Origin of the sequence: Streptomyces sp. 11x1, from assembly GCF_032598905.1 — a bacterium.
In the GTDB taxonomy this organism is placed as follows: Bacteria; Actinomycetota; Actinomycetes; order Streptomycetales; family Streptomycetaceae; genus Streptomyces.
The window spans coordinates 7,662,156-7,681,268 of record NZ_CP122458.1 but is presented as its reverse complement, the minus strand read 5'-3'; the positions used below and the strand labels follow the sequence as shown (position 1 = coordinate 7,681,268).

The 19,113-nt window shown below is 69.9% G+C and carries 18 protein-coding genes; 17 read left to right on the top strand and 1 reads right to left on the bottom strand.

Translation table 11 applies throughout. From position 1 onward, the window contains the following. The 5 genes from P8T65_RS33760 to P8T65_RS33740 all read left to right on the top strand — a co-directional run bounded on the left by P8T65_RS33760 (nucleotide 1) and on the right by P8T65_RS33740 (nucleotide 5,055). Complete coding sequence (locus tag P8T65_RS33760; protein ID WP_316728980.1) at nucleotides 1–774, top strand: GTP cyclohydrolase I FolE2; 774 nt, start codon at nucleotides 1–3, stop codon at nucleotides 772–774. A gap of 347 nt (nucleotides 775–1,121) precedes the next feature. After that, complete coding sequence (gene istA, locus P8T65_RS33755) at nucleotides 1,122–2,540, top strand: IS21 family transposase (protein ID WP_316728979.1); 1,419 nt, start codon at nucleotides 1,122–1,124, stop codon at nucleotides 2,538–2,540. Then, complete coding sequence (gene istB / locus P8T65_RS33750) at nucleotides 2,537–3,307, top strand: IS21-like element helper ATPase IstB (protein WP_316728978.1); 771 nt, start codon at nucleotides 2,537–2,539, stop codon at nucleotides 3,305–3,307. Before istA ends, istB begins: the two co-directional genes overlap by 4 nt. 132 nt (nucleotides 3,308–3,439) lie before the next feature. Continuing rightward, nucleotides 3,440–3,751, top strand: a complete 312-nt coding sequence (locus P8T65_RS33745; RefSeq protein WP_316728977.1) for a hypothetical protein — start codon at nucleotides 3,440–3,442, stop codon at nucleotides 3,749–3,751. A gap of 359 nt (nucleotides 3,752–4,110) precedes the next feature. Beyond that, the gene (locus P8T65_RS33740) at nucleotides 4,111–5,055 is read left to right on the top strand and encodes a DUF5655 domain-containing protein (protein ID WP_316728976.1); all 945 of its coding nucleotides are present in this window, start codon (nucleotides 4,111–4,113) and stop codon (nucleotides 5,053–5,055) included. A 96-nt stretch (nucleotides 5,056–5,151) separates the two neighbouring features. On the opposite strand, the gene P8T65_RS33735 is transcribed toward P8T65_RS33740, so the two are convergent. Continuing rightward, nucleotides 5,152–5,898 (bottom strand): site-specific DNA-methyltransferase, encoded by a 747-nt coding sequence (locus tag P8T65_RS33735; RefSeq protein ID WP_316728975.1) that lies wholly within the window; start codon nucleotides 5,896–5,898, stop codon nucleotides 5,152–5,154. Between the two features lie 576 nt (nucleotides 5,899–6,474). Between P8T65_RS33735 and P8T65_RS33730 the strand changes: the two genes are divergently transcribed. The 12 genes from P8T65_RS33730 (at nucleotide 6,475) to P8T65_RS33675 (ending at nucleotide 19,111) form a co-directional block, all read left to right on the top strand. After that, nucleotides 6,475–7,620 (top strand): C40 family peptidase, encoded by a 1,146-nt coding sequence (locus P8T65_RS33730; RefSeq protein ID WP_316728974.1) that lies wholly within the window; start codon nucleotides 6,475–6,477, stop codon nucleotides 7,618–7,620. Nucleotides 7,621–7,707: 87 nt separating this feature from the next. Continuing rightward, nucleotides 7,708–8,016, top strand: coding sequence for a DUF6112 family protein (locus P8T65_RS33725; RefSeq protein ID WP_067020063.1), 309 nt, complete (start codon nucleotides 7,708–7,710; stop codon nucleotides 8,014–8,016). Next, nucleotides 8,016–8,705, top strand: a complete 690-nt coding sequence (locus tag P8T65_RS33720) for a hypothetical protein (RefSeq protein ID WP_316728973.1) — start codon at nucleotides 8,016–8,018, stop codon at nucleotides 8,703–8,705. Before P8T65_RS33725 ends, P8T65_RS33720 begins: the two co-directional genes overlap by 1 nt. 27 nt (nucleotides 8,706–8,732) lie before the next feature. Then, on the top strand, nucleotides 8,733–10,124 hold the full coding sequence (locus tag P8T65_RS33715; protein WP_316728972.1) for an ATP-binding protein: 1,392 nt from the start codon (nucleotides 8,733–8,735) through the stop codon (nucleotides 10,122–10,124). A 147-nt stretch (nucleotides 10,125–10,271) separates the two neighbouring features. Continuing rightward, a complete protein-coding gene (locus P8T65_RS33710) occupies nucleotides 10,272–11,744 on the top strand; it encodes an SCO6880 family protein (RefSeq protein WP_316728971.1) in 1,473 nt (490 codons plus the stop codon). 34 nt (nucleotides 11,745–11,778) lie between these two features. Then, nucleotides 11,779–12,231, top strand: a complete 453-nt coding sequence (locus P8T65_RS33705) for a DUF6238 family protein (protein ID WP_316728970.1) — start codon at nucleotides 11,779–11,781, stop codon at nucleotides 12,229–12,231. Nucleotides 12,232–12,258: 27 nt separating this feature from the next. Next, nucleotides 12,259–13,830, top strand: coding sequence for an ATP-binding protein (locus P8T65_RS33700; RefSeq protein ID WP_316728969.1), 1,572 nt, complete (start codon nucleotides 12,259–12,261; stop codon nucleotides 13,828–13,830). Continuing rightward, nucleotides 13,827–14,348: a hypothetical protein gene (locus P8T65_RS33695; protein WP_316728968.1), complete on the top strand. Its 522-nt coding sequence runs from the start codon at nucleotides 13,827–13,829 to the stop codon at nucleotides 14,346–14,348. The genes P8T65_RS33700 and P8T65_RS33695 overlap by 4 nt, the downstream gene beginning before the upstream one ends. 28 nt (nucleotides 14,349–14,376) lie before the next feature. Further along, a complete protein-coding gene (locus P8T65_RS33690) occupies nucleotides 14,377–15,075 on the top strand; it encodes a hypothetical protein (protein WP_316728967.1) in 699 nt (232 codons plus the stop codon). 141 nt (nucleotides 15,076–15,216) lie between these two features. Then, nucleotides 15,217–16,362, top strand: a complete 1,146-nt coding sequence (locus tag P8T65_RS33685; protein ID WP_316728966.1) for a hypothetical protein — start codon at nucleotides 15,217–15,219, stop codon at nucleotides 16,360–16,362. A 97-nt stretch (nucleotides 16,363–16,459) separates the two neighbouring features. Beyond that, nucleotides 16,460–17,233, top strand: a complete 774-nt coding sequence (locus P8T65_RS33680) for a hypothetical protein (RefSeq protein ID WP_316728965.1) — start codon at nucleotides 16,460–16,462, stop codon at nucleotides 17,231–17,233. Between the two features lie 474 nt (nucleotides 17,234–17,707). Then, on the top strand, nucleotides 17,708–19,111 hold the full coding sequence (locus P8T65_RS33675) for a lipase/acyltransferase domain-containing protein (RefSeq protein ID WP_316728964.1): 1,404 nt from the start codon (nucleotides 17,708–17,710) through the stop codon (nucleotides 19,109–19,111). Nucleotides 19,112–19,113: the final 2 nt, after the last annotated feature.

The following is a 19,113-nucleotide window of genomic DNA, read 5'->3' as shown; positions in this document are numbered from 1 at the left end:
ATGCACGACATCCAAAACGAGGCCGACTCCCGCAACATCACCATCGACGAAGTAGGGATCAGCGGCTTGCGCTATCCCGTCACGTTCGATGACGGTCACACGCGCCAGCATGGCATCGCCGACATCAGCGTCACCGTCGGCCTGCAGGCCGACCGACGCGGCACCCACATGAGCCGCATGATCGCCATGGTGCATGAGGAAGTGGCCACCCTCGCCCCGCAGGACTTGCCCATCGCGCTCAAACGAGGGCTCGCCCTGCTTGAAGCCCCCACCCTGGCCATGACACTGTCCCTGCCCATCGCCACGACCGTGACCGCGCCCGCCAGTAAGCGGCAGTCGTGGCAAACCCACGACGTCACCATCACCGGCCGCATCACCGCCGACACCTGCACCGTCGCCACCACGGTGACCACCGACGTCACCAGCCTGTGCCCGTGCTCCAAGGCCATCTCCGACTACGGTGCCCACAACCAGCGCAGCGAGGTCACCCTCACGGTGACCGGGACCACCGACGCGCCCTACCCCTTGGCGATCCACGAAATCGTCGACCTGCTGCGCAGCGTCGGCTCCGCCCCTGTCCTCCCCCTCATCAAGCGGCCCGACGAACGCGTCGTCACGATGCAGGCCTACGACCATCCCGTCTTCGTCGAAGACATCATCCGCGACATAAGCCTTGCATGCCGCGAAAAGGGCCTGAAACACGCGATCCGTGCGAAGAATCTGGAAAGCATTCACAGCCACGATGCCATCGCCAGCTTGACCTACATCGACTGAAGCCCCGCACACGCCCTTGGCCGGGAAGGGGATGCCATCCCCTTCCCTACGCTGTGCCTGCGGCGGAGGTGTGCACGGCTCCGCCCGAGCCCGCGGGAGGCGTGGACGCAGACGTCCCCTCGCTCTGACTCGTTCTGCAAAGACGGCGACTACTGGGCACGGCCTGCTCCCGGAGTACCGCGAGGATCCCCGGGTTCGCGGAAACATGGCCAACGACGCCTACTGTCGGCGTACACGTGAACGTCCCCACCCGCGTACGGATGAAAAGGGACAGTTGCTGATGCGTTGAGGCCTGCTGCTCGGCACTCTGTGCTTGGTCGGTGAGAGGCGGCGGTGGGAGGTCGACGGTGGTCCTGGATCCGCATCGATGGTTGGAACTGCGGCGTTTCCGGAGTCTGCTGGAGTCCGGGGCGATCAGCCTGTCGGAGGTGGCCCGGGAGACCGGGCTGGACCGGAAGACGGTCCGCAAGTATCTGTCGGCACCGGGTCCGGCGACCCCGCCGCGCCGGTCGCCGAACGGGCGGTCGAAGGCGAGGGTGATCGACGAGTTCGCGCCACTGGTCGACTCGATGCTGCGGGCCGAGATCCTGATGAAAGCCGCGGTGATTCACGGGCGGCTGACCGCGGAGTACGGGTTCACCGGCAACTACCAGCGTGTCAAGCTCTACGTTCAAGAAGCCCGGCCTCGCATCGCCGAGGAACTCGGCATCACGCCGAAGGAACTTGCCGGTATGCACCGCCGCTTCGAGGTCATCCCCGGCGCCCAGGCCCAGGTCGGCTGGGGCGACGAGGGCAAGATCCTCGCCCACATGGGCATCCCGAAGGTCTACTCCTTCCACATGACGCTGTCGTACTCGCGCGACCCGTTCTGCTGCTTCACCACCAGCCAGGACCTCCAGACGTTCTTCGACTGCCACCGTCGCGCGTTCGCCCACTTCGGCGGCGTCCCGATGACGATCGTCTACGACCGGACCAAGACCGTCGTCCGCCGCCACGTTGCCCCGGGCGAGGCGGTCCCGCTGCATCCGGAAGCAGTCGGTTTCGCGGGCCACTACGACTTCGACATCGACGTCCTGGCCGCTTACCGGCCCACCGGCAAGGGCCGGGTCGAGCGGCAGGTCCTCATCGTCCGCGACCACGTCCTTACCGGCCGGTCCTTCTCCTCCATCGAGGAGATGGACGCCGCCTTCGCCACCTGGGTGCCGCAGCGACGAGCTCAGGCCCACAGGACTCACCAGCAGATCATCGGCGAGCGGGCCGCCCGCGACCACATGGCCCTCAAACCGCTGCCGGAGACTCCCTATCTGGTGGCCGAACGGCATCTGCGGCCGGTCGGCAAGGACTGCCTGGTCGCCTTCGGCGGCAACCTCTACTCGGTGCCCGCCCGCAAGGTCCGCCCGCGCCAGCTGGTCGAGATCAGGGCCACGAAATCGCAGGTCATGCTGCACTCCACCATCGCGGACACTGCTGGACAGACGCTGCTGGCCACCCACCCGCGGGCGATCGGCCGTGGGGCCCGCGTCGTCGAAGAGGCCCACTGGGACGGTCTGCCCACCGGCAAGGGACGCCGCACCACCACAGGCGATGTCCTGCCACGGCCTCGCCATGAGCGCCCTCTCGGCGAGGAGACCGGACCTCTGCAGGCCCTGCTGAGCCGGGCCGCAGCCACCCGCGTCGAGGTCGGCCGCCGTCCGCTGTCGGTCTATGACGAGCTGACCGGCACCCGTCCCTTCACCACCCGTCCGAGCACGAGGGAAACGTCTTGAGTGAGCTGGTCTCCACCCGCATCCGCAACACGGCCGGCAAGCTCGGCCTGCCTCACCTGGCCGAAACGATCAACGAGTACACGCGGCGGGCCGACGAGGGAAAGATGGGCTACCTCGACTTCCTCGACCTGGTCCTGTCCGAGGAACTCGCCGTCCGTGACGACCGCCGATTCCGCCAGGGACTGCGGCTCTCCCGGCTGCCGCACCACAAGACGCTCGACGAGTACGACTTCGCCTTCCAGCCCGAACTCGACCCGCGCAAGGTCAAGGACCTCGCCACCCTCTCGTTCGTCGACGGCAAGGCGAACGCCGCCCTGCTCGGGCCGCCCGGGGTCGGCAAGACCCACATCGCCGTCGCTCTCGCGGTCGCGGCCTGCCGGGCCGGCTACTCGATCTACTTCACCAGCCTCGACGACATGGTCCGCAACCTCAAAACCGCCGAGGCTGCCGGGCGGTTGACGAACAAGCTCGGCACCTACCTGCGGCCCAGCGTTCTCGTCGTCGATGAGGTCGGCTACCAGCCCCTCGAACGCGCGGAGGCGAACCTGGTCTTCCAGGTCATCTCCAAGCGCTACGAAAAGGGCTCGATCATCCTGACCTCGAACAAGACCTTCAGCGAATGGGGACAGGTCTTCGGCGACGAGGTCCTCGCCACCGCCATCCTCGACCGACTCCTCCATCACTGCGAAGTGATCTCCATCAACGGCCCCAGCTACCGGCTCAAGAACCGCCTCAAGGCCATCGAGCATGACACAGACGTGGCGTGATCAGGCACTTCGCGCTCCAGACCGAACTGGCTGGAGCGCGACAGCCAGAATGAGGGTGTGTTCAGACACGAGTTGCCGGAGCCACCGGCCGATGCCCGGCTTGACCGATACCGCCGAGCTGCCGCACATCTCATGGACGGAGACGAACAGGTCGGCGTGCTCGTGATCCGAGTGACCACCTGGTGGTGGAGAGAAGGGCCCTTCTGGCGGAGGCGGTGGGGCAATCCGCGAGAGCTTCCCGAGTGGGCGTTGTCCTGCGTCGCCCCAACCCAGCAGCTGCCCAACTTCGACGACGGGATCATCTCGGCCGACGAGCTCGACGAGGAGCTCGCCGACTGGTCAGAGGGGATCTTCCGACTGCGGGGCCAGCAGTTCAGCCTCGCCTGGCTTGGCGAAGAAGAAGCCGACGCCGCCCACCAGGAGCACGGCTGGACGATCGACTGATCATCCCTGCCTCACCGCGACGGAACTGGGGACGTTCATCCGTACGCAGCTGGGGAGGAAAGTCCGTACGCCGACACCTACCAGGACCGCAGGCTCTCCGAGGCCGGTTGGACCGTACTACGGTTCTGGGGATCCGACTTGATCGGGAACCTCCCCGCGTGCACCGAGCGTCTGCACACGGCCATCGCAGGGCGCTTGAAGTAGGTACCGCCTCCCACATTCCACTGGTATTTTCACTCACCCCTGCTGTCAGGAGCACGAAGCTCCCGACGAGGCATCATGCACAGGTACCCACTGTGGAATACCCACCGGCTGGTTTCGATTGCTCCTCCTGCAGTGATCGTGCGAGGGGGACGCTGGTGACCGACCTGAAGCTGTTCCGGCTGGATGCCGATGGCCGGGACGTCGAACTGCGGGGCTCGACGGTGGCGCTGGAAGTGGAGCTTCAGCGTCGGATCGAGGCGGGCATGGAGTCGATGCTCGGCATCCGCTTCTTGGCATCGGAGTACCCAACGGGGCCGTGGCACCGGGGCCGGATCGACTCGCTCGGCTTGGACGAGAACGGCACACCTGCGCTGATCGAGTACAAGAAAGGCGCTGACAGCGGTGTCCTGTCCCAGGCGGTCTCCTACCTGTCGTGGTTGGATTCCGCGCGTCACGAGTTCGAGGCACTGGTCAAGGAGAAGCTGGGCTCCGAGGCCGCCGAGTCGATCGACTGGCGGAACCCTCGGATGGTATGTATCGCCGCTGGCTTCTCGCACCGCGACCGAGTCGCGGTGCACCGTCTGCGCGAGCGGGTCGACCTGGTGCGGTACCGCGTCTTCGAGGGTGGGCTGCTGAGCCTGCTGCTGATCGAGTCCACTCCCGGATCCACGAGACCGGTCTCGGATCGTCGCCAGAGCCGCGAGCGGGAGGTCACGGCTGGCGCCGTCGGCGAAGGCGGGAAGACATCCGCTCAGGCAACTGCCACCGCGGGTGCGGTTCCCGCCTGCCTGCAGGACCTGTACGCCGAGCTGGACGAGGCCCTCACCGCCTGGGGCGAGGTCGAGGTGGCTCAGCTTCGGCACTACATCGCCTACCGCCGGATGGTGAACGTCGCCTCCGTCATCTTCCGACCGAAGCACGAGGCGATCCTGGTCTACCTCAAGGTCGACCCGGACACGGTCGAGTTGGAGGAGGGCTTCTCGCGCGACATGCGCGGTATCGGCCACCTGGGGACCGGCGACCTGGAGGTGCGTGTCGCCTCGGCAGCCGACCTGGAGAAGGCCGGGCCGCTGATCCGGCGGGCGTTCGAGGCGGCCTGAGGCAAGAGGAAGGGCGGCTGGTGCGTCGGTTTCTCGATGCACCAGCCGCCCTCATCCGTCTGCGGTCCGTCGGCCCCGGGCCTGTCGCTCTCACGCTCATGCCTCCGGTCCTGCCAGGGCGAAGTCGTCCTGGGTCAGCTCCGCGCGGAGCCTCGCCTCGGCGACGTCGGCGTAATGCGCGGAGAGCTCGACCCCCACGAACTGCCGGCCCTCGCGCAAAGCGGCGACGCCTGTGGAGCCGCTGCCGGTGAAGGGATCGAGGACGGTGCCGCCTTCGGGGCAGATCTGCACGAGCTGCTGCATGATCTCGACCGGCTTCTGGGTGATGTGGACGCGGTCCTTGCGGGGCTGGGAGGCGATGAAGTGGCCGGGCAGGTAGAGGTCCCGGTCCTTTTCGAGGCTGCCCTTGACGCCCCAGACGATGAACTCGGCCGACTGCTTGAACCCGCCCTTGCGGGGCCGGCTGGCGGGCTTGATCCAGGGGATCGTGCCGCTCCAGGTCCAGCCCGCCATCTGCAGGGCGTCGGTTGTGGTGGGCTCCTGGCGCCAGTCGGAGAAGACCATGGCGACGGAGTGCTCGGTCGCGGCCCGGTACGCCTCGGTGAGCAGTGCGGTCAGCCAGCTTCGATAGCTCCGCTGGTCGCGGTTCTCGCCGGGGAAGTTCTGCAGGTCGTGGGCCGATCCGGCCGTGACGTACTTGGCTCGGGCGGTGCGGCCGGTGCGGTCCGAGCTGGTGCGTCCGCCGGAGTTGTACGGGGGATCGGTGATGACGGCGTTGACGCTCTCGTCCGGGAGGGTCTTCAGCACGGTGAGGGCGTCGCCTCGGTGCAGCGTGTAGCTCATGTGCGGGGCCTCTTTCAGGGCACGGCGGGACTGGGCCAGCTCCGGAGGGCGGTCAACAGCACGCGGTCGGAGCGGGGTTGCGCCGGAGGTTAGCCGCGATTTCCGGCCGCTCCTAACGAGCCGGTGCCGTGGTTCGGGCCCGGTTCGGCGGTCGTTTGGTGCGGCCGGAATCTCGGTCTACTGTCTCGCCACGTCACCGAGGCGGGGTCCGGCTCCACCCCCGCTGACCTGTGCCGATCTGTGCTTCCGCGTCCAAAAACGCGGAGCGGAAGGCACGTTGACTCCCCGTTCCCGAAGCCGTGAGGAGACCCGGTGCACCGCCTGAGATTACGAGCGCGGCTGGCTGCCGCGCATGACCTGAAACCGGCGTCCGGGAGCTACCAACTCCCCTGACCCGGGCCCGCCCTGAGAGGCGGATGCACATCGGCGCGGTGCCGGCGGCTTTGCACGAGAAGTCGGCACCGCGCCTCCTACGAACCGAGGAGCCGCTGCGATGCAGCACGCCCTGATACGCCCACGCCCTGACCCAACACCGTTGCCTGGCCGGGTTCTCCGCGCCGGCGAACGGCGGCGGCGATGAAGAAGACCACCGGAGCGGTCGTCGGTCTCTTCGCCTCCGGTCCGCTCCTGCTGGCCGTTCCGGTCCTCGCCGTCGGGGCCGGGACTGCTACGGCCTCCTGCTCGACCGGCGGTACACAGGCTGTGGATACCTCGGCCGTTGCCGCTCAGGTGAAGGCGATCCTGAACGGCGGGGGCAAGGGCACGGTCTCCGTGCCGGGCCTGGCCGACCCGGCCGAGCAGATCCCCAACGCCAAGACCATCCAGGCCACCGGCGTCGCGATGAACATCCCGGCCCGGGGCCAGATCGTGGCCCTGGCGACCGCCCTGCAGGAGAGCGGCCTGCGGAACCTGACCTACGGCGACCGCGACTCACTGGGCTTGTTCCAGCAGCGGCCGTCGCAGGGCTGGGGCACCGCGAACGAGATCCTCGACCCGGTGCACGCCTCGACGAAGTTCTACGAGGCGTTGGAAAAGGTCTCGGGCTGGCAGTCCCTGTCCGTCACCCAGGCTGCCCAGGCGGTGCAGAGGTCCGGTTTCCCCGAGGCTTACGCGAAGTGGGAGCCCTTGGCCACCGCCTTGCAGCAGGCGATCGAGCCGCTGCTGTCGAAGGCCGGCGGCACGTCGCCGAGCCCTTCGCCGTCCGGCTCGGACAGCACGGCCACTGCTGCGTCGAGTACCGCGGGCGGCTGTACGGCCGGCGGGGACGGCACCGGCTTCGGAACCATCCCGCCCGGCGCGGTGCCGACCGGATACAAGATCCCGGCAGACGCTCCGCCGAAGGTCCAGACGGCGATCCGCTGGGCGCTCGGCCAGCTCGGCACCCCGTACCAGTGGGGCGGGAGCTGCACCGACTCCCACGGGAGCGACCCCATGGGCCGCTGCGACTGCTCCTCGTTGATGCAGCAGGCGTACAGGGCCGCCGGGGTCACCCTCACGCGGACGACGTACACGCAGGTCAAGGAGGGCAAGCCGGTATCGGTCGACGCTCTCCGGCCCGGTGACCTCGTCTTCACCGAAGGGACTGCCAAAGTCCCGGAACACGTCGGGATGGTCGTCGGCCAAGGCCTGATCGTGCACGCCCCGCGCACCGGGGACGTGGTCCGCCTCGCGACCCTCGCGTCCTGGAAGCCGCAGATTCTCGCGGCCCGCCGAGTCGTCTGACCGGCGCTTCTCCCTCTCCCCCTCCTGCACTGGCGCTTCGCCCCCTCGGGCCTTGGCGTGCACTAAATCAAACTGGAGTTCACAACTATGTACCTCGTCGACACGGTCGTCCAGCTCGCCTACGACCCCGGGATCAAGCCGAACGAGGGCGGGCTGCCGGGTCTGTCGGTCCTCAAGCAGGTGATGGGCTCGATCAACCTCTTCGGGATCATCGCCGTGGTCGGCGCGCTCGCCGTCAGTGCGGGCGTGTGGGCCTGGGGCCACCACTCCGGCGGCCACCAGGCCGAGGCCAACGGCAAGAAGGGCGTGCTGGTCAGCGCTGGCGCGGCCCTCCTGCTGGGTGCCGCGAACGGCGTGGTGGCGTTCTTCAGCACGCTGGGGAGCCAGGTCCGCTGATGTCTTCCCGCTCCACGAACCCCGGCGGCGCTTCTCGCGTGCGCCGCCGGGCGCTGCTCGGCACCGCTGTCCTGGCGGTGCTCGTCGCCCTCGCCGGCCTGGCCGCCTACCTCACCCGCGACGGCAGGACCTCATCCAAAGCTCCCGCACCACAGGTGAGTTCGGCTTCCCCCTCCGCCCCGACCGCTTCTGCTTCCGCCTCGTCACGACCGCACGGCAGCCGCGGCGAACTCCCCGTTCCCCCGTCCACGCACGACCCGATCGCCTTCGGCAAGGCGGCAGCCGCGGCGCTGTGGTCCTACGACACCCGCGCCTACTCCCAGCGCGAGCTGCTGGCTGCCCTGCGCGGGTGGCTGACCAGCGAGAGGAAGTACGCCGACACCGCCTCGGTCGACGCGCTCGTCCCCTCACGCGTGCTGTGGAAGGAGATGGCCGCCAACGGCCAGTTCGCCACCGCCAAGGTGAACGAGGCGCACTTCCCCGACTCGTTCACCCAGGCCCTCCAAGCGGACCCCGGGGCGATCACCACCGCGTACGTCTACGCCGTGTCGGTCTCCGGCAAACAGTCGATCGCCTGGAAGGGCTCGTCGCACGGCGGCGCCGAGAACCGCGTCACCACCCTCGCGGTCCAGTGCCGCCCCTCCCAGCCCTGCGCCCTGGCCGGTGTCCTGTCGGCCGTCGCTCCCTGACCCCCAACCCAGAAAGGAGGTACCTCCATGGGAGTCTGCGACTTTCCGCTGATGGACAAGGTCTGCGGCGCCGTCGACTTCGCCACCAACCCCGCCGGGACCGTCACCGACGGCATCGGGGCGTGGATCGCGAAGTCAGCTGGTGAGCTGGCCGCCAGTGCGGCCGATCTCGCCGCCAGGGCCGTCAACGAGACCACTGCCATCGATCTCAACGCCGGTTGGTTCCGGGACAACTACGAGCTGCTGTTGCCCATCGGTCTCGCCTTGACCGTCGGCACGTTCTGCATCCAGTTGATGCTCGCGGCCTGGCGACGGGACGAACGCGCACTCGCCCAAGCCGCGATCGGCACGATGACCGGCGTCCTCTTCTCCTTCTGCGCCGTCGCCTTCACCTCCGTCGCCATCACGGTGGTCGACGCCCTGTCCGCCGGCCTGTTCCAAGCGGCCAACAGCTCGGTGGACGACGCGATCCGCCGCGTCATCAAGGTCAACCAGTTGGGGCCGATGTACGCCCTCGGCTGGACCATCCCATCCCTGGTCGCCTTCGGCTGCGCGATCGGCGCGTTCATGTACTGGGGCGTGATGGTCGCCCGCAAGGTCGGTGTCCTGATCATGGTCGCCCTCGCCGTCTTCGCCGGAGCCGGTGGTGGCTGGGAGGTCGCCAAGCGCTGGCGGCGGGGGTGGATCGAGGCCACCGCCACCCTGGTCGTGTCGAAACTGCTGATGACCGTGGTCTTCCTGATCGGCGTCTCGGCCATGGGCAAGTCCGACGCCACGGACGGCATGGCCGCCCTCTCCGACGCGATGGCCGGCATCGTCGTGATGGTCCTGGTCCTGCTCTGCCCGTACGCCACCTACAAGTTCGTCCACTGGGCGAGTGACGGCGGCGGACACGACGACCTGCACCGTACCGGCGTCGCCGGCATGGCGGTCGCCGCAGGCGCGGCGAAGACCGCGGGCAGCCTCGCGATGCAGGCCGGCACCGGCACTCCTGCTCCGCAGGGGCCGAGCAAGGTCCCCGGCGCGGGCAGCGACGGTGTCGCCTCCGGCATCAACCCCACCGGCGGCAACCTGAGCAAGGAGGGCATCGACGCCGGACCCCCGAAGCCGCAGACCCGCTTCCGGTACGGCGAGGACCCGAACGCCTCCGGCGACAAGGGCCGCGCCCTGATCCAGCGCCCCGGTATCCCTGCGCTGATCACACGGCCTGCCGACAGCGAAGCAGGAGGCTCCGAGGGCGCTCCCTCCGCCCCTCAGCCCGCTGGCGCGTCAATTCCGGGCGGCAGCTTGACCCGCGTAGGTGCCGTTCCGCCCGGCGGTCCCGCCGCATCGCCGCCGCCCTCCACCGGTCCGTCGGCGACCGGCTCCCCGACTCCGACGAGCTGGGTCTACCCCGACCAGCCGCCATCAGGGTCCTGACCCACACCACCACCCGGGGGCGGGCTGCTTCCCTCCAGCCCGCCCCCTTCCCCTCGAACACCCCGAAAAAGAGTCCGGTCATGACCTCCAGAAGAGCGCGCCGCGCCTTCCGCCCCTTTCCGCCCGCTTTCACCGTCTGGAACCGCCATGTCTGACAACCCCCAGGCCGAAGCCACCACGGCCACCGTGAAGTTCCCGCACCGCAGCAGGCGCGGCATCCTGCTCGGCCTGACCGCCCCGCAGCTGATCGTCGTGAGTCTCACCGGCCTGCTCCTGCTCGCCGTGATCCTCGCCCATGGCGTGGTCGGCGCTCTCGAACTCATCCCTCTGTGGGCCGCCATCGCCCTGCTCGTCTTCGTCCGCCACCGAGGCCGGGCCCTGGCCGACTGGGCGCCGATCGTCACCCGGTACGCGCTCCGCCGACTGCGGGGCCAGTTGATCTGGCTCGTCCGCCCCTCCCGCCGCCCGGTCCGCGAAGGACTCCTCCACCTGCCCGGTACCGCCGCCAGCCTGCGCGTGGTCACCGCACCCGACCGCCGGTACGGCGCGGTCCACAACCCCCACACCGGCACGCTGACCGCCGTCGTCAAGGTGTCCTCCCGCGCCTACGCGCTGCTCGACCCGGGCACCCAGAACGCCAACGTCAACGGCTGGGGCCGTGCCCTCGCCGCACTGGCCCGCACCGGCCAGGTCGCCCGGATCCAGGTGATCGAGCGCACCGTGCCGGACTCCGGCGACGCCCTCCGCCGGTACTGGGAGGAGCACGGCCGGCCCGATGCCCCGGTGGCCGGGCAGGTCTACAGCGAGCTGATCCAGAGCGCTGGCCCGGCCGCTGCTCCGCACGAGGCGTACGTCGCGGTTTCGCTGGACGCCAAGGCCGCGCGACGCCTGATCAACCGGGCCGGTGGTGGTCTGACCGGGTCCTTCAGCGTCCTGGCGCAGTTGACCTCGACATTCGACCAGGCCGCGCGCACCGCCGGACTCAACCCCACCGGCTGGCTCACCGCCCGCGAGATCGCGGCAGTCGTACGAACGGCGTACGACCCCAAGGCCCTTTCCTCACTGGACCGTTGGTCCTCTTCCGGGCGCCCCGAGGCCGACGCAGCCGCGGCCGGCCCGGTCGTGGTCGTCGAGAAGTCGGACCACATCGCGACCGACTCCGCCGTCCACTGCACGTACTGGGTGGAGAACTGGCCCCGCACCGAGACGTCGGCGGGCTTCCTGCACCAGCTGCTGTTCACCGCCGGGGTGAGGCGGGCCCTGTCGCTGTCGTACGAGCCGAAGGGGCTGGACGCCGCACTGCGTGATGTCCAGCGCAAGAAGGCCAGCGTTATCGCGGACGCCGCCGAGCGGGCGCGGCGCGGTCAAGTCGACTCCGAGGCGGACTCCATCGAGTACCAGGACATCAAGTCCCGGGAGCGGCAGCTCATCGCCGGCCACGCGGATGTCGCCCTGACCGGTCTGCTGACCGTCTCGGCCGACTCCGAGGAGGAGCTTCGTTCCGCCTGCGCGGTCGTGGAGACCGCGGCGGTCGGTGCCCAGCTCGACCTCCGGCCGCTGACCTGGCAGCAGGCCGAGGCGTTCACCGCCGCCGCCGTGCCGCTGGCCCTCGCCGTCTGATGTCGGCCTTCCTCCTTTCCGAAAGAGCACCGCCATGTCCCGCACCGCCAGCCCGACCGCGCAGGACTTCGTGCCCTTCGCCACCGCCGCGCTCGACTTCCACCGCGCGCTCAATGTGCCAGGCGGTCCTCTCGTCACCACCCGCGCCGAACTGGACGCCCTGCACGCCCACCTTGTCTCGCTGTACGGCCTGCTCGACGCCCACGCCACCCGCACGGGCCGGCTCACACCGATCGAGGGCGACCAGCTGAGCGCCGCCCGCACCCGGGTCTGGCAGGCCGCCGACCACGTCCACGCCGCCTACCACGCGGCCCCCCGGCCCGGCTCCGGCGAGGTGCCCGACCGTGAGGCGTGCCAGGCCGGCCTGCCGGAAGGCGCACCAGAGCTGACCATCTGCCAGCGCCACCAGCGCACCGCTCACCTGGTCCGACGCCGTACCACCCCGGCCGACCTCCACGCCCCGTTCACCGGGCTCGTCCGCCACTGACCCTGCCTCCCGTCTGGAGAATCGTTCATGCCCCGTACCCGCGCCAGCGCCTCCCCCTTGTTCGTCCCCCGCAAGGCGTCGCGGGCCGAGCAGCGCGCCGCCCGCGCCGGTTTCGCCGAGGCCCGGCGCCAGGCCCGCCTCGCCGGAGCCCCGCCCAAGCGCCGCGGCGAGGAGACCTTCGACCCGGAGCTGCGGCCGACCTACCCGCCGTCCGGACGCCCCGGCTCCTCCTCGGCACGCGGCGGCAAGCTCAGCCTGCCCGCCCACCGGATGACCACCGCCACCGTGTCCGGGGCGTATCCCTTCCTCGCCGAGGGCGGACTGGGCGCGGAGGGCATCTTCATCGGCCGCGACGTCCACGCGGAGGCCGCGTTCTGCTACGACCCGTTCTCGCTGTACAGCAGCGGCCGGATCGAGGGCTTCACCAATCCCAACGCGGTCCTGGCCGGGATCATCGGCATGGGCAAGTCCGCGCTGGCCAAGTCCATCGCCACCCGGGCGATCGCCCACGGTTACCGGGTCTACGTGCCCTGCGATCCCAAGGGTGAGTGGACGGCCGTCGCGCAGGCTCTCGGCGGCTACAGCATCGCCTTGGGCCCGGGGCTTCCGGGCAGGCTGAACCCCCTGGATGCCCCGGCCCGGCCCGCCTCGGTGAGCGAGGACGACTGGTCGACCGAGGTCCGCAAGCGCCGTCTCCTTCTCCTGGCCGGCCTCGCGCGCACCGTGCTGAAGCGCGATCTCCAGCCGATGGAACACACGGCTCTCGACCTCGCGCTGGACCTGGTCGTCACGGAAGCCGAGGCAGGCGGCACCGTGCCCCTGCTCGGCGAGATCGCGCACACCCTCGGCTCACCCGAGCACCTTGACCGGGCTCTCGGCGACCAGACCGGGCGCATGGGGCCCGCCGCGCAGGACCTCGCGCATGCCCTGCGCCGTCTCGTCCACGGCGACCTGAGCGGCATGTTCGACGCTCCCTCCACCGTGGCCTTCGACCCGACCACCCCGATGCTGTCCATCGACCTCTCCCGCCTCGGCGGCTCGGGCGACGACACCGCGCTGGTCCTCGCGATGACCTGCGCGAGCGCCTGGATGGAGTCCGCGCTCGCCGACCCGGACGGCGGCCGACGCTGGGTGATCTACGACGAGGCATGGCGCGTGATGCGGCACGTCGGCCTGCTGGAGCGCATGCAGAGCCAGTGGAAGCTCAGCCGCGGGCTCGGCATCGCCAACCTGATGGTCATCCACCGCCTCAGCGACCTGCTGAGCGCGGGCGACGCCGGCTCACGCGGCCGGGTACTGGCCGAGGGCCTCCTCGCCGACTGCAGCACCCGCATCATCTACCGCCAGGAACCCGACCAGCTCGCCGCCGCCGCGTCGCTACTCGGCCTGACTGGTATCGAAACCCAGGCCGTGTCCGCCCTGACCAAGGGCCGTGGCCTGTGGAAAGTCGCAGGTCGGAGCTTCATCACGCAGCACATCCTGCATCCGGCCGAGCGCGAACTGTTCGACACGGACGCCCGGATGCATGCAGACCCCCGCGAGTTCACCGCAACTGACGGATCTTCCGTTCCTGGACCGGGCAGGGAGGCGCGGCAGTGAGCCCCCATGGGGTCTCGGGTTCCCGGTCCGGGCTCGTCCCCGGTCTCCGGTTCGGTGCGGTCGAGGACGCCGCCCCGCTCCAGCACCACCCAACGACCGCCCCGGCCACGAGTCCGGACGGCGGCTCACCGGCAACTGACGGGAACGACCGCCTCGCCGCAGCCCGGACCGAGGAGTTCACCGACCTGTTCCGCGAGGCCGTCACGGAGGACTTCGGCGCGGTGGCCCGCCTGCACCAGATGCTCGAAACCGCCTCCGAGTGGTGTCGCGTCCACGGTGCCCGAAGCAGCGCGTCCGAGTTGGACGCCATCGCCTCCCGGTTGACCGACCTCGGCGAGGAACTGCATCTCGTCGCGGAGAACGTCGACCACGAAATCCGGTCCCGGGCGCACCGAGCGGCAGCAGCAGCCCGTCTCTCGCCAGCGGCGTCAGCCCGGGGAACTTCCCCCGGCCAGCGAAACGACGCTCCGGCTCCGGTCCCACCATCCGTCACGCGCTCGCTGCCGCGTTCGCGGTGAGGAACCCGTACAGAAACGAGTAACGACCATGCCTACCTCTCCCGACTCCTCCGCCACCCCTGATCACCAGCCGCAACATGCCGACGAACAGGCGGCATGGCGGGCGCGTGTCCAGGCCCTGGCCTGCGCCGCCTACGGCATCAGGCAGGCTTCGGACCAGTGGGACGCGGTCTCCGACTCGTACTGCGACGAGGACGGCTGGCCCGTCGACGAGACCGGCTACGCCGACGGCAAGGTGGCCCGGGACGCCGCCGCCTGGGAGCACGTCGAGACCTTCCTGACCCACGGCCCCGAAGTCCTCGCCGGTGTCCGGGCCGCCGCGCAACCGGCCGACTACATGGACGGCCCGATCAGCGCCGACCTGCTGCGCCTGCGGGGGATCGACTCCGTACTGGAGCGAGCAGGCGAGATCCGCCACGAGTGGGATCAGGTCATCGCACTCATGGAGGGGTCGATGCCCGGGTCGCGGGAGCTCTACGAGGAACGAGCCCGCGAGATCCGCAACTCCGAAGGCTGGCACTACGCCGACGAACTCAGCTTCAGCGGAGCGGCGTTGGCCAGGGCTGCCGATCACCTGACCGACCGGATCGGCGATGACCAGTCCGCGCACACCTGGCGTGTCCAGGCGGCCCTGGCCCGATCCGCTACCGGCCAGCACGGTACCTCCGCCGCTTCGCCGCCCGCCTCGGCGGCGTCCGACCCCCCTGTCGCGCGGCGCTCGCGCTGAAGCCTCTAGCACCGACGTCCGGCGAGGCCAAACCGTCCGATCGCCGGATCCTCGACGAACGCCACCACCCTCACAGTCCCCCCGGCTGCGGCTTCCCGCCGCCGTCGACCGCTGGGGACGGCCGGCTACGGAGAAGCCCACATGCGCCCCGATCAGACCCTGGTCACCCTCCAGCGGGAGGGCACACGCATCACGGCGCGCACCAGCGAACCCTTCATCCAGGAAGCCACCGCTGGCACGCCGGAGCATGACCACCCGTACAGCCACCTGACCACGCCCCTTCGGCAGCGCGGACTGTCCTGCACCGTCGAGTACGGCCTCAGCGACCACATCGTCCACGCCGAACTTCCCGACGGCAGCGCCCTGATCATCTCTCCGCCCCAGGAACCACCCACCGACCACCCACCCGGATACCCGGAGAGCTGGTTGGTGACCCGCGGGCATCCCGACGACTCCACTCTCCACGAAGTGATCTACGACTCGGAGCCCGACGGTCCCCACGCCCGACACAGCGGCAGCATCCCCCACCTGCTCGACGCCATCGGCACCCGCCTGGACCAGCTCGGCCTGCCGCCCCGACCGGAACCACGGCGACCCGCCCACGAGAGCGGCGCCGACGCGGTGCTCCACCGTGCGGGCTTCGTCCCCGTCGTGCTGTTCCGCGAGCGCTTCCACCGGCTGCCCTCCGCCATGACCGACCCGGTCGAGCAGCGACAGATGGTGACCCAAGCCGTCGACATGCTCCAGGCCGAAGGCTTCGACGTCTCGTGCGATCCCAGCCTGCTCGACCCCAGCCTGCCGCCCCCTGACCATCAGGGGCCCAGCCTCGGCGACCGGCTCGGCCACCTGACCCAGTCCATCCAGTCGGCGGCGCACACGGGCGAAGTCGTCGCCGCGCTGAGCGAGCTGACCGCTCCCGACGACGGCGTTCTGCAACGCGTCGTGGAGTCCCTCAACACTACGGCCGACTGGTGGGAAGACCTGGGCGAACCCTCCGATCCCCACTACGCGAACCGGCTGCGCTACATCGCCCAGAAGCTCGACGCCTACGCGTTGGACATTCGGTCCATGCGCGGCGTGCTGGCCGACCGGCACACCGACCACCCCGGCATGCTCCAGGCCCCGGTGAACCAGGTCGCCCCGGAGGAACCGGCGGCGTCCCGGGTCGCCGCCGCTCTCGCGGTCTCGCCGACCGCACGGCGCACGACCCCAGCCGCGCTGCCGTCAGCTTCAGCCGCACCTCCCTCCTTGCCTCCTGCCCGGCCCTCGTCCGCGCCTGGTCGCTGACCGCCGCCCAGCTTGGAGCCCGCCATGTCCCGCACCAGCAGAACCGTCCCCGCCCTCGACCGCCCCACTCCCCCTGCGCCCATCGGATGGATCCGCCATGCCCACCCCCGAGCACGACCCGCTTCCCGACATCGCGGTCGGCCGCCACCCCGACTTCGGCATCGTCGCCGCCAACCCCAAGCAACTGGCGGCAAGCACCTGGATGTTGAAGGGATTCGACTTCCACCCCGTTCCCGACCACCCCAACCTGTACGCGCTGGCCGACCAGCAGAATGATGGGCAGGGCCGCACCACCCGGGCCGTCGCGCTACTGCGCAAGGCCGGCTACCGGGTCGACGTGGACGCCGCGTTCGACCCCTCGCTGACCTCCGGGCCAACGCCCGCCCCCGACCGGCCCCCGCGCGTCGAGCCGGACGTCGCGTTCGCCGAGCACCCGCAGCTCGGCGTGGTCGCCGCCACCGCCGACGGTTCCTCCGCTCTCGGCGGCCCGCTCATCCTGGAAGAGCACGGCTGGCGACACATCCCAGGCCTGGACATCTACACGCTGCCCATCACCACGCACCGCAGCGAGGCGCTCGGCAAGGTCGCCACCGCCACGCTGGCGATGCACCGGGCCGACCTCCAGGTGGCCGTGCAGCCCCTCCTCGCCCAGGACATTGCCGCACGCCACTCACCCGCGCCCACGACGGCGGCGCACCATCAGCACGTCCAGGGCTTCACCACTCACAGGTTCCCCATCAACGCCGCCGCGCTCGCCGCCAGTCCCGCCCGCGCCGGCCTGCTGGGTAAGGCGCCGGTCCCCACGCCCGCCGCCTCCGTCCCGGCTTTCCGCCCGGTGGACCCGCGCGTGGCGTTCTCCCGCACCCGCTGACACCCAACACGCACCCGAAAGGAAAAGCTCCCATGGCCGTGAAACCCATATGACACATCGACTTCTCGTGCGGGCACAGCGCCGCCCGTGACCTGTCCGACCGGGCGGCCGACCGCCGCGCGGGTTTCGCCGAGCGGCTCGCCAAGCAGGCGCGCACCGAACGCTTGGCCGCCCAGCACGACGAGATCCAGCGCTTCTGAGGTTTTCGCTTCGGGGTGACGTGGCCGGTATGGGTGGGTGCAGCCCGGTGCCATGAGGTATTCCGATGGGGACCTAACCGCGGTGGAGCGGGCCCAGCGGGAGCGGATGCGGTTCCAGGCCGCTGAGATGTTCATGGCCGGTATAAAGCCGCCGCAGATCGCGCGGGCGTTTCGGGTAGTCTTTGGCGTTTCCGATGGATCGTCAGGATAATGGGCCGACCGACAACCGAGCTCCGGGGGACGTGCAGTGGCAGCGGCAGGACAGAAGCGACTGTTGCACGACGCGGTGGTCGTCGTCCCTGGCATCATGGGCAGCGAGCTGGTCGATACGGCGACTGGCAAGGTGGTCTGGGGTGCGCCCCACCTCTTCCGGTACACGGCCCGGATGCAGCTCGACCGGTTCAGGTCGTTGGCCCTGACCGACGACGAACGTGCCGGGCGCACTGGGCGGATCAGGCCGGGGGGACTGCTCTCCGTCCACGAGTGGTTCCCTAACCTTGGCGGGATCGAGCCATACAGCAAGCTCGTCGGGGATCTCCGGGCCAATGCTGTCCATCCCCATGCGGTGGCGACCTTCGCCTATGACTGGCGGCTGTCGATCCGTCACAACGGGGCCATGCTTGCCGAGTTCGCGAACCGTCACCTCGCGGCATGGCGTGCCCATCCCGAGCACGGCAGGCACATGGTGAGCGCAGGAGAAGACCGGCCCGGGCAACTCCTCTTCGTCGCACACTCGATGGGCGGGCTGCTGGTCCGTGAGGTGTTCGCGACGCCGGGGGCGGCGGACGAGGTGGCCGGCGTGCTCACTGCGGGCACTCCCTTCGCCGGCTCCGTGAAGGCAGCGGTCGTCCTCAGCACCGGCCGGAACGGCGCCCCGTGGCTTCCCCGCGAGGAACTGCGCGGGATCGGCCGGACCATGCCGGGGCTGTACGACCTCCTGCCCGGCTACCGGTGTCTGTGGGACGGCGACGAGACCAGGCGTCTGGCGGCTGCGGACATCGTGGCGATCGGCGGCGACCCGGACTTGGCGGCCGACACGCTGTCCTGGCAACAGCAGCTGGCAGGCGTTCAGCTTCGTGACCACAGTCTGGTGGTCGGTGTCCGGCAGCCCACGCCCGCCAGCATGCACAGCGATTCCGGAGAAGCCGTCGCTTCCGAGGAACTGCCGAGGCGGAAGGACGGAATGCCGTTGCAGCATCCGGACGGTAGCCCGATGCGCCAGGTCCTGGGCGGCGACGGCACCGTCTGCACCGCCGCCGCACAGCACGGCGAGGCCCGCGAGATCCCCGTTGCGCGCAAGCACGGAACGCTGATGTCCGGCAATCTGGTGCGCAACATGGCGGTGTCCGCGCTCAGTCGCATCCGCGGAGTGGAAGAGCTCGGCGACATCCTCGGCGACGGCAAGTTCGGCCTCGATGCGCCCGAGGCTGTCAGGCTCGGCGAGGCGTTTACCATCCGGCTGGCAGGCACCTCGAACCCCGCTGCCGTGAACTGCACGGTGGAAGAGGTGACGGGATCCCGCGCCACCGTCCGCGCCGAGCTCCGCCGCGACTGCGAGAACGCGGACACCCTCTCCGCCGCATGCGCCCTGACGCAGCCCGGCCTCTACCGCATTGAGGTCTCCGGAGGCACCGAACCCGTCTCGCACTTCGTCATGGCCGCGGCGGCGGACGCCTGACC